Annotated in this window: 15 protein-coding genes and 1 pseudogene; 6 read left to right on the plus strand and 10 right to left on the minus strand. The window is 34.9% G+C overall.

Translation table 11 applies throughout. The features are described 5' to 3' along the window. Positions 1–32: 32 nt before the first annotated feature. Positions 33–1,106, minus strand: coding sequence for a carbamoyl phosphate synthase small subunit (locus EAG08_RS02170; protein WP_129534006.1), 1,074 nt, complete (start codon positions 1,104–1,106; stop codon positions 33–35). 155 nt (positions 1,107–1,261) lie between these two features. Next, positions 1,262–2,152: an aspartate carbamoyltransferase catalytic subunit gene (locus EAG08_RS02175; RefSeq protein WP_129534007.1), complete on the minus strand. Its 891-nt coding sequence runs from the start codon at positions 2,150–2,152 to the stop codon at positions 1,262–1,264. Between the two features lie 242 nt (positions 2,153–2,394). Here EAG08_RS02175 and EAG08_RS02180 point away from each other — a divergent pair, with 242 nt between their 5' ends. Both EAG08_RS02180 and EAG08_RS02185 read left to right on the plus strand, forming a co-directional pair. Next, positions 2,395–2,856: an Lrp/AsnC family transcriptional regulator gene (locus EAG08_RS02180; RefSeq protein ID WP_129534008.1), complete on the plus strand. Its 462-nt coding sequence runs from the start codon at positions 2,395–2,397 to the stop codon at positions 2,854–2,856. Between the two features lie 47 nt (positions 2,857–2,903). Then, positions 2,904–3,386: a hypothetical protein gene (locus tag EAG08_RS02185; RefSeq protein WP_129534009.1), complete on the plus strand. Its 483-nt coding sequence runs from the start codon at positions 2,904–2,906 to the stop codon at positions 3,384–3,386. Positions 3,387–3,438: 52 nt separating this feature from the next. Here EAG08_RS02185 and argH read toward each other — a convergent pair whose 3' ends face one another. The 8 genes and pseudogenes from argH to EAG08_RS02225 form a co-directional block, all read right to left on the minus strand. Further along, the gene (gene argH, locus EAG08_RS02190; RefSeq protein ID WP_129534010.1) at positions 3,439–4,743 is read right to left on the minus strand and encodes an argininosuccinate lyase; all 1,305 of its coding nucleotides are present in this window, start codon (positions 4,741–4,743) and stop codon (positions 3,439–3,441) included. A 317-nt stretch (positions 4,744–5,060) separates the two neighbouring features. Continuing rightward, entirely contained in the window at positions 5,061–6,143 is a 1,083-nt protein-coding gene (locus EAG08_RS02195; RefSeq protein ID WP_129534011.1) for a M20 family metallo-hydrolase, read from the minus strand. 54 nt (positions 6,144–6,197) lie between these two features. Continuing rightward, positions 6,198–6,911, minus strand: coding sequence for an acetylglutamate kinase (argB, locus tag EAG08_RS02200; protein ID WP_228446725.1), 714 nt, complete (start codon positions 6,909–6,911; stop codon positions 6,198–6,200). A 7-nt stretch (positions 6,912–6,918) separates the two neighbouring features. Continuing rightward, the gene (locus EAG08_RS02205) at positions 6,919–7,830 is read right to left on the minus strand and encodes an acetylornithine carbamoyltransferase (RefSeq protein ID WP_317126340.1); all 912 of its coding nucleotides are present in this window, start codon (positions 7,828–7,830) and stop codon (positions 6,919–6,921) included. 253 nt (positions 7,831–8,083) lie between these two features. Then, a pseudogene (locus EAG08_RS02210) lies at positions 8,084–9,222 on the minus strand (aspartate aminotransferase family protein). Between the two features lie 330 nt (positions 9,223–9,552). Further along, entirely contained in the window at positions 9,553–10,551 is a 999-nt protein-coding gene (argC, locus tag EAG08_RS02215) for an N-acetyl-gamma-glutamyl-phosphate reductase (protein ID WP_129534012.1), read from the minus strand. A 152-nt stretch (positions 10,552–10,703) separates the two neighbouring features. After that, a complete protein-coding gene (argG, locus tag EAG08_RS02220; protein WP_129534013.1) occupies positions 10,704–11,891 on the minus strand; it encodes an argininosuccinate synthase in 1,188 nt (395 codons plus the stop codon). After that, the gene (locus tag EAG08_RS02225) at positions 11,863–12,462 is read right to left on the minus strand and encodes a GNAT family N-acetyltransferase (RefSeq protein WP_228446726.1); all 600 of its coding nucleotides are present in this window, start codon (positions 12,460–12,462) and stop codon (positions 11,863–11,865) included. The genes argG and EAG08_RS02225 overlap by 29 nt, the downstream gene beginning before the upstream one ends. A gap of 158 nt (positions 12,463–12,620) precedes the next feature. Here EAG08_RS02225 and EAG08_RS02230 point away from each other — a divergent pair, with 158 nt between their 5' ends. From EAG08_RS02230 to EAG08_RS02245, 4 genes are all read left to right on the plus strand, one after another. After that, positions 12,621–13,037 carry a terminase gpP N-terminus-related DNA-binding protein gene (locus EAG08_RS02230; RefSeq protein ID WP_129534014.1) on the plus strand — a complete coding sequence of 139 codons (417 nt, stop codon included), beginning with the start codon at positions 12,621–12,623 and terminating at the stop codon, positions 13,035–13,037. 258 nt (positions 13,038–13,295) lie between these two features. Beyond that, positions 13,296–14,675, plus strand: coding sequence for a porin (locus tag EAG08_RS02235; protein ID WP_129534015.1), 1,380 nt, complete (start codon positions 13,296–13,298; stop codon positions 14,673–14,675). Positions 14,676–14,723: 48 nt separating this feature from the next. Beyond that, the gene (locus EAG08_RS02240) at positions 14,724–16,304 is read left to right on the plus strand and encodes an MFS transporter (RefSeq protein ID WP_129534016.1); all 1,581 of its coding nucleotides are present in this window, start codon (positions 14,724–14,726) and stop codon (positions 16,302–16,304) included. 43 nt (positions 16,305–16,347) lie between these two features. Continuing rightward, complete coding sequence (locus tag EAG08_RS02245; protein ID WP_129534017.1) at positions 16,348–16,572, plus strand: DUF6814 family protein; 225 nt, start codon at positions 16,348–16,350, stop codon at positions 16,570–16,572. Positions 16,573–16,590: the final 18 nt, after the last annotated feature.

Here is a 16,590-nt window from a genome sequence, read left to right on the forward strand (position 1 = left end):
ATTCTTCCTTCGTCAGAATGACAGTAACAGTCTTACTTTTTAAAATCCTCCATCAACGTGATGAAATCATCAAACAAGTAATTCGCATCTTCTGGCCCTGGGCTCGCTTCCGGGTGATACTGAACTGAGAAGCAAGGGTGAATTTTATGTTTCAATCCTTCATTTGTTCTGTCATTCAATGCGATATGGGTTTCAATTAAATCTGTTCCTTTAAGGCTTTCCTGATCAACAGCATAACCGTGGTTTTGAGAAGTAATAGCCACTTTGTTTTTTTCTAAATCTAAAACCGGATGATTTCCTCCTCTGTGACCGAATTTTAATTTGAATGTTTTTGCACCACATGCCAATCCAATTAACTGATGTCCAAGGCAAATTCCGAAAATTGGAACTTTTCCTAACAATCCACGAATCATCTCTAAAGCCTGTTGGTTATCTTCTGGATCTCCAGGACCGTTGGATAACATGATTCCATCCGGATCCATTAACAGAATTTCTTCAGCTGTAGTATCATGAGAAACAACAATGATGTCGCAGTTTCTTTGAGATAACTCTCTGATTATTCCTAATTTAGACCCAAAATCCACAAGCACTACTTTAAGTCCTCTTCCCGGATTGGCGTAAGAAGTTTTTGTAGAAACCTGCTCCACCTGATTGGTTGGGAAAGTCGTTGATTTTAATTCTTCAACGGTAGTATTTTCGTCTGCATCTGCATTCACGATTTTTCCTTTTACCACTCCGGAATTACGAAGAATTCTTGTCAGTCTTCGGGTATCAATTCCTGAAATTCCTGAAAGATTTTTCTTTTTAAACAGTTCTTCTAAAGTAATCTGTGTTCTGAAATTGGAAGGTAAATCGCAAATTTCTTTTACAATAAAACCTTTGATTGCAGGCTCGATGCTTTCGTAGTCATCACGGTTAATCCCGTAATTTCCGATCAGCGGATACGTCATGCAAACAATCTGACCACAATAAGACGGGTCAGAAATCAATTCCTGATATCCCGTCATTCCGGTATTGAAAACCACCTCTCCTGCTGTCTCCAATTCTGCTCCGAAACCTTCTCCATGAAATACTTCACCGGACTCCAGTATTAATTTTTTCTTCATTTTAACTTTTATCTTTATTTCTATTTTATCTAAATCTTTCTCTTTAAACCACCCCGTCAAAAATTCTTTGAATTTTCGCCACCCCTCCAGAGGAGGGGAATTTTTAGAGCAATTTATTTTTGAACTTTCACTTGGCTTTTTAAACTTTAAACTTTTTAATTAAAAGAAAATCCTTTTTCCTCTAAAGCATTTTTCAGAATCGCCATTCTTGCGAAAACCCCGTTCTGCATTTGCTTGAAGATTCTTGAGCGTTCACACTCTACCAGATCAGTATCGATCTCTACACCTCTGTTGATTGGTGCGGGATGCATAATGATGGCTTCTTTTTTCATTGTTTTTTCTCTGGCTTTTGTCAAACCATATTTCTTATGATATTCAGAAGCTGAGAAACTCATTTTTGAATCATGTCTTTCATGCTGAATTCTCAATAACATCAAAACATCCACATCGTGAATCATCTCATCTACAGAAAGATAGGTTCCGTCAATTAAAGCTCCTTCGTCAAACCATTGTTCAGGTCCTGAGAAGTATACTTTCGCTCCTAATCTTCTTAATGCTTCTGCGTTCGAATTGGCAACACGACTGTGTTTCACATCTCCGACGATTCCGATTTTTAAACCTTCAAAGGTTCCGAATTCCTGATAAATTGTCAGTAAATCGAGCATACATTGTGAAGGATGATTTCCCGTTCCGTCACCGCCGTTGATTACCGGAATGTTGATATTTTTTAATTCATCAAAATAACGGTCTTTCTTATCTCTGATTACGACCAGATTTACCCCTATACTTTCAATTGTTTTTACTGTATCATATAAACTTTCACCTTTGTTGACAGAACTGTTGGATGCATCAAACGGAACGACCTTCAAACCTAATTTTCTTTCGGCAATATCAAAGCTTGTTTTAGTTCTCGTGCTGTCTTCAAAAAACAGATTTGAGCAGAAAACCTCACCTTCAATTTTAGCAGTTTTTCCGTTGGCAAAAGCTAAAGCTTCCGTCAGTATCTTATTGATTTTCTCTGTACTTAGTTCGGTAATCGTAAACATAATATCTTAATTTTTGAACATAAAAAAAGCGAAGAAAATATCTTCGCTTAAAATAAATAAATATCGTAAAGGGCGTCTACGCCCGGTAATTCTAATGATATAAATACTGTGTTATTCATTAGGTGCAAAGATATAACATTTGGGTAACATGACAAAGCGAAACTTTAAAAAAATTAAAAAACTTCAATCGCTGGTTATTCTCATTTATTCTTAATATTTTTGTTAGAATTCAAATACAGTTTATGGACGCAAAAGACAGGATGATTCTCAGCATAATTCAGGAAGATTCTACTTTCTCGGTGAAAGAAATTTCAGAGAAAATAGGTTTGACCTTTACTCCAACCTATGAACGCATCAAACAGCTGGAGAAGCAAGGTATTATTGAGAAATATGTCGGTCTTCTGAACCGTGAAAAACTGGGTTTAAATATTGTTGTTTATTGTAATGTCCGCCTCAAAGAACAGTCTAAAAAAGTTTTGGAAACTTTCGAGAAAAACATCATGCAACACGATGAAGTTCAGGAAATCATTAGTCTTTCCGGCGAATACGATTATATGTTGAAAATCATTGCTAAGGATATTAATTCTTATAATGAATTCGCTGTCAACATTATTTCAAATATTCCTAATATTGGGCAATATCACAGTTCTATTGTTCTTCACGAGGTTAAAAAATCTACTAAGTTTAAGATTGATTTGGGATAATTTTTTTAAAAATAAAATTATCCTTTTAACCACAGAAAGTACGATTCATGAATTATAGAAAATGGATATTATTAGTAATAGGATTATTTTTGATTGTTTCCAAATTTTTTCTAAAAGACAATTTTAATCTTAATGAAAATGATTTAATCCAGAAAGAAATAACTGTAAAAGCAGTAAGAGATATTGGTAATAAAAATTCTTATGATAAATATGTAATTTTTTCTGATAATTATCCTTGCGAGTTTATTATTGACAATTCAGGGGGAGGTGCTTCATATTGGAAAATTGAAGATAAAGTTAAAGTAAATGATAAACTTTTTGTTGGAATCAACAATAGTCAGGCAAATAATCTTAACAACAAAGGCAAAGTCTTTATTTATTCCTTAAATAAAAACAACTCCTATATTTTTACTTTTGAGAACTATTTGAAAGAACGTAAATCTAGAAATATAAGATATGATATTTTAGGTTACATTATATTGATATTTATTGTCTATAAATTATTAAAATCTGATAAGAAAGATAACTAATCATCATTTTATCAAGATAAGAAGCATTGAATGTTTTATCGTTCATAAAACCTTAACCCAACAACTTATTCTTCAACTTATTGAATTGATATTCAATCTTATCCAGACAAAGATTTCCTATACTTCCTTGGTGAGTATGATTCAAATTTTTTATCTCAAAATCAAATTCATTATTTTCAATCTCCTGCCCTACTTTTACATACGCATCACGGAAAGAACTTCCGTTTTTCACTTCTTCATTGATCTTTTCTACGCTAAAAAGATATTTATACTTTTCATCTTCCAAAATCCCATCTTTCACCTGAATATTCGGTAATGTATAGCTTAAAATTTCAAGACATTCTTTCAAGGAATCGATTGCAGGGAAAAGAATTTCTTTCGTCAACTGCATATCTCTGTGATATCCTGAAGGAAGATTATTCGTCAATAAAATAAACTCATTCGGTAACGACTGAATTCTGTTGCAACGGGCACGAACTAGTTCAAAAATATCAGGATTTTTTTTGTGAGGCATGATACTGCTTCCTGTTGTAAACTCTTTAGGAAAGCTTATAAAATCAAAATTCTGACTTAAATATAAACAAACATCATACGCAAATTTTCCTAATGTTCCAGCCAAAGTTGCCATTGCCATCGACAGCATTTTCTCTGACTTTCCGCGTGTCATTTGAGCATACACTGAATTATAATTCATCGATTGAAACCCTAAATTATACGTCGTACTCTCACGGTCAATCGGGAAAGACGAACCATATCCCGCCGCTGAACCCAATGGATTTTTATTAATGATATTTTTAACCGAGAAAAGCATTTCAACATCATCCAACAAAGCTTCAGCATAAGCTCCAAACCACAATCCAAACGATGAAGGCATGGCAATTTGTAAATGGGTATATCCCGGAAGAAGAACATTTTTATGCTGATCTGCCAATTTGATTAATATTTGAAAAAATTCATCTGTCAACGCTGTGATTTCACGGATTTCATCTACTAAATACAGCTTTATATCCAATAAAACCTGATCATTTCTTGAACGAGCCGTATGAATTTTCTTTCCTGTATCTCCTAATTTTTCAATTAAAATAGATTCTACCTGCGAATGAATATCTTCTGCACTTTTATCGATTTCAAAAGTTCCGTTTTCGATATCTTTCAAAATTTCCTCTAAAACAGACAACATCTGCTCTGATTCTTCATCAGTAATAATTCCAACTTCTGCCAACATTTTACAATGCACCATCGAACCTTTCACGTCGTATTTTGCTAAACGCTCATCAAAGTCAAGATCTTTCCCAACTGTAAATTTATTGACTAATATATTAGTGGCGTTGTTGTCTTTTTGCCATATCTTTTTCATAATTATTCTTTTTTTCTAAAAATGGAAACTCTAAAAAAATCCATTTAAATATTATTTTAAAATTTTCTTTTGTCTTGAAACAAAAGAAACAAAAATTCAAGACTGGAAACTCATGCTAAAATTTTAAACAATTTCCTAAAATTCCCAAAACTCGGGCGGAAACTACGATTAGATATAATAAGATTATTTTTTGCCGCCACTCAAACAGTGGAAATTTTTTAACGTAAATTCTTTAAAATTTCTTAACGCTTCCGTTTCCTAAGTCATTATTGATATACTTTTCATAGACTTCAATCATCCATCATCCCTTTTCCAGCCTATAAAACCTTTTCAAGTATCTTAATATAAATCTCAATCCCCTCTTCTATTTCCTTTATATATATGTATTCATCCGCAGTGTGAGAACGTGTGCTGTCGCCGGGACCGAGTTTTACCGATGTACATGGAATAATCGCTTGATCGGATGAAGTTGGCGAACCGTAAGTTGTCCTGCCGATTTCCAAACCTGCTTTTACAAACGGATGATCCATTTCTATTTTTGAAGAATTTAATCTGAAAGACCTTGCTGCTAAGGTCGATTTCATCTGCGACTGGATGATTTCAAACACTTCTTCATTAGAATATTCGTCTGTAACCCTAACATCTAAAGTAAAAACACAAGATTCCGGAACTACGTTATGCTGAACTCCCGCATGAATTCCTGACAACGTCACTTTAACTTCACCCAAATAATCTGAAACTTTTGGAAATTTAAAGCTTAAAATTTGTTGCAAATCTTCCATACATTTCACAATAGAATTATCGTCATTCGGATGAGCGGCGTGAGAAGGAGTGCCTTTCATTTCCCCGTCAATGACTAACAATCCTTTTTCTGCAATCGCCAGATTCATCTGCGTTGGTTCTCCCACAATGGTAAGCTCGATATTGGGTAATTGAGGAAATAAAGCTTCAATTCCGTCAAAACCTGAAATCTCTTCCTCAGCCGTCAAAGCAACAACTAAATTATATTTTAAATCTTCTTGAGCATAAAAATGCAAAAATACCTGCGCCATAGAAACCAAAGAAGCACCCGCATCATTACTTCCCAATCCAAACAACTTTCCATCCTTTTCAATCGCTAAAAATGGGTCTAAAGTGTAAGCTTTATTTGGCTTTACGGTGTCATGATGCGTATTCAGCAAAATCGACGGTTTGAAAACATCAAAGTTTTTGTTCACCGCCCAGATGTTATTTTTAAAACGTTTTGTAGGAATCTGATGTTTTTTGAAAAAATTTTCAATCTCTACAGACGTATTAAATTCATCTTTGCTGAATGACGGAATTTCTATCAGTTTTTTCAACAAATCCACTGCGTTATTCAGTAATTCTTCTTTATTATAAACAGATTTCAGTTCCTGCATGATGGTTTTCTATATGGTTTTTCAATTCGGTTTCTTTTATTAAAAAAACCTTATTTACATTATTTTTATGGCTCCAAGAGCGTTTTCCAGCTTAGGTAAAATTCCTTTGTGAAGTTTTCCTTCATTTTTTAATGTTGAAAATTCTCCTTCAGAAATATTTTTTATGACAGATTCAGGATTTTCGACATCTTCCAAAACTCCTTCTTTATCAAAACAATACAACAATTCAACGTCATATTTTGAAGACAGCGCCTGAGCAATCACCGAAGCAATCGTATCCGCATTGGTATTGAAAAGATTTCCTTTTTTGTCGTGAGTGATTGCTGAAAATACAGGAACAAGTTTAAGTTTAATTAATTTTGAAATCAATTTTCTGTTCACACTTTTCTTCTCAATATCTCCTACAAATCCGAAATCTATTTCTGCGTGTTCTCTTTTTTTCGCTTTAATTAAATTAGCATCAGCTCCCGAAAATCCTATTGCCTTACATTTTTTCTGCTGAAGTTTAGCCACGATATTTTTATTGATACCTCCTGCATACACCATTGCCACAATATCCAACGTATCTTTATCCGTGATTCTTCGTCCGTTGATCATTTTTTGTTCAACACCTAATTTATCAGCCAATATGGTTGCTAATTTTCCACCTCCGTGAACTAAAATTTTCTTCTCCTTAATTTCAGAAAACTGCTTCAGAAATTCGTTCAATAATTCCTCATCATCAATTAAAGCACCGCCGATTTTTACAACAAAAAGCTTTTCTTGCATGATTGAATTATTTTGAATTAATTTCATCTAAAATTTCAGAGAAAACAGCCTGCGCAGAGAAAATTCGGTTTTTTGCCTGTTGGTAGATGATTGAATTTTCACCATCCATTACCTCATCACTCAATTCTACATTTCGACGAACCGGAAGACAGTGCATTACTTTCCCCTTATTAGTATTGGCTAATTTTTCGTTCGTCAGCATCCAGTTTTCTTTCACTTCAGGCATTGCTGCATAATTATCAAAAGATGACCAGTTTTTCACATAAATAAAATCTGCATCTTTCAAGGCTTCATCTTGATTATGAATCACTTTTACATCTTTCGTGAAGTTTTTATCTAAATCGTACCCTTCAGGATTAGCTATCACTAACTCAACATCCATTTCCTGCATCCATTCTGCGAAGGAATTTCCTACCGCATGAGCAATCGGTTTGATGTGAGGAGCCCAAGTCAGCACCACTTTAGGCTTTCGGTTTACACTGAGCTTGTCGAAGTGTTCCAAGTTTTCTGTAATCGTGATGCAATCTGCCAAACTTTGCAAAGGATGACGTGTTGCAGATTCCAGAGAAATTACCGGAACTTTTGCATGTTGTTCGAACTGGCTTAAAATACTTTCGTTAACATCGTCTTCCTTATGTTTCATTCCAGCAAAACAACGAACCGCGATGATATCGCAATATTGGTTTAAAACTTCAATGGCATCTTTGATATGTTCAACAGTATCGCCATTCATTACAGCTCCGTCTGCAAATTCTAAATTCCAGGCTTCCTGAGCTGCGTTTAACGTCAAAACATTTAAACCTAAATTTTGTGCTGCAATCTGACTACTTAAACGAGTTCTCAAACTTGAATTTAAAAATACAAGTCCTATTGTTTTTCCTTTTCCTTTCTCGGTTTCCGAAAGAGGATTTTCTTTAATTTGTAAAGCTTTTTTATAATTTCCTGTAAGTTTTTAACATCGCTTACAGAGGTGAATTTTTTCATTTTGAATTGATTTTAAACCAAAAAAGTTTTAACATATTAGTACACTTTAGAAGTTTTATATTATTGAAAATATTTAGAACACATGAGTAGAAAATCAAAGATTTTCAGAACCTTAAGTGAACTTCTTCAACTTTATCTTTTAACTTAATTAAACTAAAGTGTTTAAAATTTTTGTAGTTAATTAAAAATTAGAGATTTTCTAAAATAGTTTTCAGAGCACCGATGAAAATATCGGTTTCTTCTTTTTTAATGTTAAGTGCCGGAAGAATCCTTAACACAGCCTTATCATTTGAATTTCCTGTGAAAATATGATGATTGTACAACAAGCTATTCCTCACTTCTGAGCAATCCCTGTCGAGTTCAATCCCAATCATCAAACCTTTCCTTCGGATCGTTTTAATATGTGGAAAATCTTTAATTTCATTTTCAATATATTTGCCCATTTCATGAGCATTTTCGATGAGATTTTCATCTTTCATAACGTCTAACACAGCGATCGCAGCAACACAAGCCAAATGATTTCCACCAAAAGTTGTTCCCAGCAAACCGTTGCTTGCCTGAAATTTAGGATGAATCAATACTCCGCCGATTGGAAAACCATTACCCATTCCTTTTGCGGTTGTGATAATATCAGCTTCAATTCCAAATTCCTGATGAGCAAAGAAATACCCGCTTCTTCCATAACCGGACTGAACTTCATCTAAAATCAAAACCGCATTGTATTTTTCGCACAGTTCTTTGATTTTAGTTAAAAATTCAACAGTTGGAATCATAATTCCGCCAACTCCTTGGATTCCTTCGATAATCACCGATGAAATTTCACTTCCCTGATTTTCAAAAATTGCTTCAAGCTGTTCAATATTATTCCATTCAGATTTAATGAATCTTTCGTCATAATTTACCGGAGCAACAATTTTAGGATTATCTGTCACAGAAACTGCTGCCGAAGTTCTGCCGTGAAATGAACCTGAGAAATACAACACTTTACTTTTTCCATTGTGAAAAGAAGCTAGTTTTAAAGCATTTTCATTCGCTTCAGCTCCTGAATTGCATAAAAACAGATTGTAATCTTCCAAACCTGAAAGTTTTCCTAATTTCTCAGCTAATTCAGTTTGCAATTCATTTTGAACAGAATTTGAATAAAAAGATATTTTATCTAATTGTTTTTTAATTGAGTTTGATAATGTGGATGATTGTGCCCGATAGAAATAACGGCATGACCTCCGTAAAAATCAAGATATTTTTCTCCTTTATCATCCCAAAGAAATGATCCTTGGGCTTTTACCGGATTTATGTTGAATAATGGATATACGTTGAATAAATTCATGTCTATTTATAAATGATAATTGATGTTTGATGAATGATTTCATCTTTCTTATATTTTTCTTTTGTCTTGAAATCGAAGATTCGACGTAGTCAAACAAAAGAAACAAAAATTCAAGACTTGGAAAATTCTGCTAAAAATTTAAATTAAATCCTAAAATCTCCAAAACTCGCACGAATTGACTATTTGTTCTTTGATTGAGGATTTGTCTCGTGCTCAAACAGTGGGAATTTTTTAACGGATTAAATTTCAATTTTCTTAACGCTCCATTTTCCTAGGTCTGTTTTTACTTTGAGTTTTAAAATTCACTATTGGCTTATTAACTATTCACATTTAAAACGCCACAGGCTTTAAGTTCAATCCTGAGTTTTCTTCCCAACCCATTGCAATATTCATGTTTTGAACTGCCTGTCCGGAAGCTCCTTTCAACAAATTGTCAATCGCTGAGTGAATAACTGCAACATTTCCACTCTTTTCTATATGAATCACACAGCGATTGGTATTGACAACCTGTTTTAAATCAATTGCTTTCTCACTTACCTTTACAAAAGGCTCATCTGCATAAAAATCCTGATACAATTGATTGATATCTGAAAGTTCTAAATCTGTTTTCACCGTGGAACTCGTAAAAATTCCTCTCGCAAAATCTCCTCTCCATGGAACAAAATTCAGACTGATTTCATTCGTATTAAAAGAAACTAACTGCTGTAAAATCTCATCCACATGTTGATGTGTCAAAGTTTTATATGCTGAAATATTATCGTTTCTCCAGGTAAAATGCGTCGTTGGCTGCAATGACTGACCGGCACCTGTTGAACCTGTAATTCCCGTTGTGTAAACCTCATGCAACAATCCTTTTTGAGCTAATGGAAGCAAGGCCAGTTGAATTGCTGTCGCAAAACATCCCGGATTTGCAATGCTTTTTGATCCTAAAAGTTGTTTTTTGTTGATTTCAGGCAAACCGTAGATAAAATTTCTGTTTCCTAAATTACCATCTAAACGAAAATCATTTCCTAAATCGATTACTAATGTTTCATCTTTTATATTATTTTGAGTCAGCCAATTTTGACTTTCTTTGTGAGGAAGACATAAAAACAAAATGTCTACATCTTCAGGCTGATCCGTTAAAACCATTTCACAAACCGTCGCTAAATCCGGGTACAAATCTGAAATCTTTGTCCCCGAATTCGAACGACTATATAAAAAACTCAAAGACACATTGGGATGAAAAGCCAACAGACGAACTAATTCGCTTCCTGTGTAGCCGTTGGCACCGATTATTCCGATATTTTTTTCATTTTTCTTTTTTCCACAGGTTGCACCTGAGGCTATTATTGTTGAACCCTTAGGGTTAATTTATACATTGAATCTCTTGCAGCACGACTTGAGCGGAAATCCTTTTGTGAGGAGGAACGACGAGCAAAAGATTGGGAGTCCTTCGACAAGCTCAGGATAAACTACAGGCTGATAAAGCTGCCCAAATCTTATTTATTTATCTGATGATATATATTTAAAGAATTGCTTACGATTTTTGTGTAGCCCTTTACATCTTCACCTGTCCATGCTCTGTTCGCCTCGCCATAGCTTCCGAATTTATCGGACATCAGATCATGTTTAGACTCAATTCCGTTTAAGATAAATCTGTATGGATGAAGGGTCACAAATACTTTTCCGCTTACCGTTTTTTGAGAATCGACTAAAAAAGACTCGATATTTCTCATCACAGGATCTAAGAAAAGTGCTTCGTGAAGCCAGTTTCCGTACCAATCAGACAATTGAGACTTCATCATCTGCTGATATTTTGAAAGCGTATGTTTTTCCAATAAATGATGCGCTTTGATGATCACAGATGCCGCCGCCGCTTCGAAACCGACTCTTCCTTTAATTCCAACAATCGTATCACCAACGTGAATATCGCGACCAATTCCATAAGCAGAAGCCAATTCTTCAATCTTTCGAATCGCATACACCGAATGTTCAAAGTTTTCTCCGTTTACCGCTACAACTTCACCATTTTTAAACTCAATTTCCAGTTCTGAAGGCTGAGTTTCTTTAATTTGAGATGGAAAAGCTTCTTCAGGAAGATAATTTCGTGATGATAACGTTTCTTTTCCACCAACTGAAGTTCCCCAAAGTCCCTTATTTACAGAATATTGTGCTTTTTGGAATTCCATTTCGTAGCCGTGACTTTTCAAAAACTCAATTTCCTCTTCACGGGATAGAGACATATCACGGATCGGCGTAATAATTTCTACATTCGGACACATTACCAGAAAAATTAAATCAAAACGAACCTGGTCATTTCCCGCACCTGTACTTCCGTGAGCAATCGCATCAGCACCGATTTCAATGGCAAATTTTGCAATTTCCTGTGCCTGAATCGTACGTTCAGCACTTACAGACAAAGGATAGGTATTGTTTTTCAACACATTTCCAAAGATCAAATACTTCACACAAGAATTGTAATAATCTTCCTGAGCATCAACGCACCTGTATTCTTTCACTCCAAGATTGAAGGCTTTTTTCTCCAGTTCTTTTTCCTCTTCTTTAGAAAAACCTCCGGTATTTACAGTGACTGCATACACCTCATACCCAAGTGTTTCACTCAAATATTTGGCGCAGTAAGAGGTATCTAAACCTCCGCTAAATGCTAAGATTACTTTCTTGCTCATTTTTATATTGATTTTCGGGTTGATTATTTTCAACACCAATTACTTTATTATTATCAGGAACGAAAAGCATTGCGGTACAAAGACAGTTTTTTCGTTCTTTTTTCATTAAAATATCATAATTCACACAGCTTTTACAGCCGTTCCAGAATTCTTCATCTTGTGTTAATTCAGAATAAATTACCGGCTTGTAACCTAAATCGCTGTTGATCTTCATGACAGCCAAACCCGTCGTCAATCCGAAAATTTTTGCAGTCGGGTATTTGTCTCTGGATAATTGAAAAACTTTATCCTTAATTAAAGTTGCAGCTCCTCTTTCCCTGAATTTTGGGGAAACAATCAACCCTGAGTTGGCCACAAACTGACCATGTGACCAAGTTTCTATATAACAAAACCCCACCCACTCACCGTTTTCAGTAGCGACAACAGCATTGCCATCTGAAATCTTTTTACTTAAATATTCTATAGAACGTTTTGCGATGCCCGTTCCTCGTCGCTGTGCAGAATCATACATCTCCTGCTGTATTTCACTCACATACATTAAATGTTCGCATGAGGAAATTTGTATTTCCATTTATTTATCTGAATTTTTTGGCAAATTTAAAGCATATTATCTTTAAAAACCAAATTAAAAAGATAATTTTATTGTTTAATTAATATTAACAGGTATAATTATCTTATTGTTAAAATTTAATATTGCTAAATTATTATATATTTGCTAAAATACTATATATGGAAAATATTTGCCCAAAATGTAAGAGCGAGAAAATCGTTAAAAGCGGAATCATTAATGAGAAACAGAGATTCCATTGTAAGGATTGTAATTATTATTTTACTGTCAAAAAATTGGGTAAAAAAATCGATGATTATTATGTAACTAAGGCATTACAGTTATATCTTGAAGGACTAAGTTTTAGAGAAATAGAAAGGATTATTGGCGTTTCGCATGTTACAATAAGTTCGTGGATCAAGAAATATAATATTACTAGACCACCCCATTCCGACTTTCATCCGGTATATAAAATTTTAAAACAAAATGAGTTGCTTGACTACATGTCTAAAGAAGAAAATATCAAAGATTCCGGTTTGATAATTACTCAGTTTGCGGATAAATATATGTTGATCAAATGGGAAAGGTTTAAAAAATAGATTTTAAAAGTTATGAGTTATTAATTATGATTTTTGAGTTCTGTAAACACAATCAATTTAATTAAACATTTATTAATCAAAACATTACTAAATAATTTAATCAAAAACAATAACTTTCAAATAAGAGTTTTCAACTCATAATTCATGACTAAAAACTTACAACTATATTATAACCACTAATATATATTAAATTTTCACAACTAAATTATTAATTCCAATTTGGCTTTCACAAAATAACAGCCAAAAAATTAATAATTTATGAAGAAAATATTAAGTTTTATTGGATTAGCTTTAATTAGCAGTTCTGTATACGGTCAAGGTTCTCCTGATTATGGAAATGGTTTAAAAATTAATATTAATCCTGAAGGAGATAAGTACATCCGATTTATTTTATGGGATCAGTTCTGGATCAGGAACACAGAAATGAACCCCGGAAGTATGGTTGGCGGCGAACCAACCGACAATACCTGGAACTTAGGAAACCGAAGAGCACGTATTTTAGCTTACGCTCAAATTACCAAGCGTTACATGATTCTCACGCATTTCGGGATCAATAACCAGACTTTCATTAACGGTGGCGCAACAGGAACTACAGGAACTGGCGGCTACGGAAACGGGAAAAAACCTCAGCTTTTTTTTCATGACGCATGGAATGAATATGCCGTTGTAATGCCCGGTGAAGCAGGAAAATTTAGTTTAACTTTAGGAGGCGGATTGCATTACTACATGGGACTTTCCCGTATGACAATGGCTTCCACACTGAATTTCCTGACTTTAGATTCTCCGGTTTTCAGCTGGCCTCTGATTGACAATTCTGATCAGTTTGCGAGACAAATGGGTGTTTTTGCAAAAGGAAAGTACGGTAAATTTGAGTACCGAATGAGTCTAAACAAACCTTTCGCAACAGATTTAGCTCCAGCCAACACGTTAATCCCCGGAAATGAAGTTGCGGTTGATAACAACGGAAATCCGAACTGGTCAAAAGCAGGTTATTTTGAATATCAATTCTTAGATACAGAATCTAATCTCCTTCCTTTCAAAGTGGGTTCTTATCTGGGAACCAAAAAAGTTTTCAACCTCGGTGCAGGTTTTTATCATCAAGCCGAAGGAACAAGAACTTCAGTGAATTCAAACATCGAAAAACACGACATTACCCTACTTTCTGTAGATGCTTTTGCTGATATTCCTTTAGGTGAAGCAAAAAATAAAATGGCCGTTTCGGCTTATGCAGGATATTTCAACTATAATTTCGGGCCGAATTACGTAAGAAATTTAGGAACGATGAACATTGCAGCCAACGATCCGAATTTTGTCGGACAAAGAGCTTTAGCGGGCCCCGGAAATCTTCAACCCATGATTGGAACCGGAAATGTGGTTTACGCTCAGGCAGGTTTGTTACTTCCAAATCAATCAGAAAAACCGAAAATCAGAATTCAGCCTTTTGCGGCTTACACTTACAAAGATTTTGAAGCGTTTGATAAACCTTCTTCTCAGTTTGATGTGGGAGCCAACTGGTTTTTAGACGGTCATCATGCTAAAATTACGACGCAATATTCTACAAGACCGGTTTATACAAGCCCGACAGAAAACCCTAAATCTAAAGGAGAATTTATTGTACAACTTCAAATTTATTTATAAAAAACTAATCCTATAAAATTTAATTATTAACAAAAAAAATCTACTAATATGAGCGAACAACACCACGATGTTTACGAGAATATGACAGATAAGCAGAAAAACCGCACCATCTGGAGCGTCATCACCGCATCATCCCTCGGAACTTTGATAGAATGGTATGATTTCTATATTTTCGGGAGTCTTGCAGTCGTTTTGGCGACCAAATTCTTTCCGGCAGACAATCCTACTGCAGCATTTTTATCTACACTGGCAACTTTTGCGGCTGGATTTGTAGTGAGACCTTTCGGAGCTTTATTTTTCGGAAGATTGGGAGATATTATCGGAAGAAAATATACTTTCTTAGTTACTCTGTTAATAATGGGATTCTCCACCTTCCTGATCGGATGTATTCCGGGATATGAAACCATCGGATTTATGGCGCCGGTTTTAGTTTTAATTTTAAGACTTTTACAGGGATTAGCTTTAGGTGGAGAATACGGCGGAGCAGCAACTTATGTTGCAGAATATTCGCAGCCGCACAGAAGAGGTTACTGGACTTCTTGGATTCAGACTACCGCAACCGCAGGACTTTTCATTTCATTAATTGTTATTTTAATTACTAAAAATACTTTATCCGCAGAAGAATTTGACTCTTGGGGATGGAGAGTTCCGTTCTGGATTTCAATCTTAATGGTTGGTGTTTCTTATTTCATCAGAAAAAATATGAAAGAATCTCCACTTTTTGCAAAGGCTAAAAGTGAAGGGAAAACTTCAAAAAATCCTTTAAAAGAAAGTTTCGGAAATAAATTCAACTTTAAATTTGTCTTGCTGGCATTATTTGGAGCAGCAATGGGTCAAGGAGTGATCTGGTACACAGGACAGTTTTACGCAATGAGTTTTCTCCAAAAGGTAATGAATATCAACTCAATGCAGGTCGATTATCTGATGGCAACTGCATTATTAATGGGAACACCTTTCTTTGTGTTTTTCGGTTGGCTTTCAGATAAAATTGGTAGAAAAGCGATAATGATGACCGGAATGCTGGTGGCAATTTTAGCCTACAGACCAATTTACGACGCGATGTACAAAAGCGTGAATATTGAAGCGAAAACTGTAGCAGACAATGGAATTAAAGAAACAAGAGTTGCAGCAGTGCACAAAACTATTGCATCAGACAGTTTAGTTACATTCCATAAAGAAACCACTTTTACAGACGGAACTTTAATTAAAAAAGACAGTATCGTTCATTGGTCAGCCGCCGGCCCAATAATGAAAGACGGAAAAGCTGAAGAGCCAAAAGTTTCGACAGCAATTACTTTGAACGACGACACAAGATGGTATCTGGTTTTCCTTGTATTTGTTCAGGTGATTTTTGTGACGATGGTTTATGGTCCGATTGCAGCATTTTTAGTTGAGATGTTCCCGGTAAGAATCCGTTACACATCGATGTCGTTACCATATCATATTGGTAATGGAGTTTTTGGAGGATTACTTCCTGCGGTTGCCACTTATCTCGTAACTTCCGGAAAAGATGCAGGGCATGCGACGTGGTATCTTGAAGGACTTTGGTATCCGATTGGAGTTGCCACAGTCTGTTTAGTCATCGGATTGATTTATCTTAAAACCAAAAACAATAATATCCACGATTAATAGGGATAATCACTTAAAAATTATTAATTTTAAATCTACTAAAATGAACGGATTAAAAAAAATATTAGGCATTGTATGGATTTTAGCTGCCTTGATCGTTGCCTACTTCGGAATAACGGTGATGGGCATCCCTAAAATCACATCAGGAAAACAGGAGGACCTGGTATTCGGCATCATTATACTTTTTGTATTGGTACCGATTGTCACAGGCGGATTGGCCATCTTCGGATATTATTCTTTGATAGGAGAATATTCTGACGACAAATAAATTATAAGTGACAGATGA

The organism is Chryseobacterium sp. 3008163, assembly GCF_003669035.1.
Lineage (GTDB): Bacteria > Bacteroidota > Bacteroidia > Flavobacteriales > Weeksellaceae > Chryseobacterium.